This window comes from Thiohalocapsa sp. (genome assembly GCF_019695415.1).
Classification (GTDB): Bacteria; Pseudomonadota; Gammaproteobacteria; order Chromatiales; family Chromatiaceae; genus Thiohalocapsa.
In genome coordinates, this window is the sequence record NZ_JAIFKJ010000429.1 from 1 (window position 1) to 1,927 (window position 1,927).

A 1,927-nucleotide genomic window follows, 5' to 3' on the forward strand; every position below is an offset into this window, starting at 1 on the left:
GTGCCTTGGAGACCAAGGAACCGGAGCACCTCGTCGACCGCGTCGGCGGCGACTTGCCGCATCGCCAACCCGACCCCGGGGCCGTGCGCGGCGGTTGCCGGCGGAATCGAGGTGCTGTCGATGTCCTGCGCCACCAAGGACGACACGGACACCGAGAGCATGACCGCGGAGAGACAAATCGCTTCGTTCTTTGCCAACTCGGGTACTCCGAAGGCACGGCGTCGTGGGGGCATCAGGCGGACCATCAGGCGGGCGGTCAGGCGGGCGATCAGGCGCCTCTGCGCGCCAGCGACATCCGAACCCGCTTCGGCAATCGCTCCGCGACGGCGCGACGATCCTTCGCATCGAGGAGCGGCAAGTGGACACGAGTAACCGCGGGACAATACACAAGCCCTACGGGCCCCAACGCGGGCAACAACAGCCAACGATCGGCGTAGAGGCCGGTCAGCCCCCCGCCCGTGAGCTGGTAACCGAGCCAGCCGACCAAGTACGGCAAGGCACCAGGCAAAACGACTCGCAACGGATAATTTGCGATTGAAACCCCGATCAGTCTTTCCGTGTAAATACCATAGACTAGGCTGCTGATCACGCGAGCCGCTCCAACGGCCAGCGCAATAGCAATCAACGACCAACCCCACACCTGCCAGACCCAAATCAGGCCAACGGCGCACAGAACCGTCTGCAAACCCACATACAAGAACTGTCGCGTCGGGCGCTCCACTGCCTGATGCACGGCGGATGCCGGGCCGGTCAGCGTGTGAATCTGGTAGCCCACAGCGGCGATGAGGAGCAGCAGTGGGGTGTCTCCCAGGCCCTGCTCGGAGCCAAGCCAGGCACGCATGATCGGCTCTGCGAATGAGGCCAGGAACCCCAGCGGCAACGCAACCAACAGACTGTTCCAGCGAGCAGCACGCACATAGAGCGCGGCGGCCTCTTGCCGCTTGCCGCCGGCATAAAGGTGGCTCAACGCAGGCAGCGACGCGACGGTGATAGAGGAGAAGGTCTGGCTCGCGAGCACCGGAAACTTCTGCGCCAAGTCAAGCACCCCGACCGACGCGACACCAAGAAGCCGTCCCGCGAGGACCTTCTCAATAGAGTAAAGGACAGTGGACACTAGCCCTACCAGTTGCATAACGCCCCCGAACCCGAGCAGCAGACGCAGGTGTTTGCCCGAGATTCGGCCAATGCGGATCTGTACCTCCGGCAAAGCGCGCAAGCAAAGCACCGCCTGTATCACGATGGCAAAGGCGTACCGAACACCGAAGGCGATCAACAGCGACAAAATGCCAAAGCCCTGAAACAGCAGAATGATCGCCAGGACTGTTTCGAGCAGAAAGCTTGCGATCCAGACCAGGGTGTTCTGCCACATCAGGTGCAGGCCATGCAGGACGTAAGCGAAGGCACCTACGCTCAGATCGGCCATCATAATAGCCGCGGTCCCGAAGAAGACGAGGCGTGCGACCTCATGCAGATCATTCGGCACGCCAAAGAGCAGCAGCAACCACGGCATCGCAAACCAGACCGCAGTCAGCAGTACGGCGGTCAGCGTCAGTGTCAGCGTCAAACCGGTTGAGATCAGTGCGCCGATTCCGTCCAGATCTCCGCGAGCGCGATAGTCCGCAACATAGCGCGTGTAAACGCTGGAAACGCCAAACGTGCTCATCCCCAGGTAGCTGACAAGGATGAATGATGCGGCCCAGATTCCGTACTCATCGAGTCCGACGAAATGCAGCGTCAACGGCGGCATCACGACCCGGGTCATCAGGTAAAGAACCCGCCCCATCAATTGCATGGAGGCGTTCTTCGCCATGATGTTGCCGATCGTTTTTGCGTCTTCCATAAGCGCCTCTTGCGTTGCTGTGCCAGGAACAGCACCCCGTCATCGCGCGTGGCGTGTCACCCTGTCGTGCACCGTTCCTAATCGGAC

2 protein-coding genes are annotated in these 1,927 nt (G+C 61.4%); both read right to left on the reverse strand.

Translation table 11 applies throughout. The annotated features are described in order from the left end of the window. On the reverse strand, positions 1 to 197 hold a 197-nt coding region (locus I6U14_RS12190; RefSeq protein WP_296899681.1), incomplete at its 3' end, for a hypothetical protein. Positions 198 to 268: 71 nt separating this feature from the next. Then, a complete protein-coding gene (locus I6U14_RS12195; protein ID WP_296899683.1) occupies positions 269 to 1,840 on the reverse strand; it encodes an oligosaccharide flippase family protein in 1,572 nt (523 codons plus the stop codon). Positions 1,841 to 1,927: the final 87 nt, after the last annotated feature.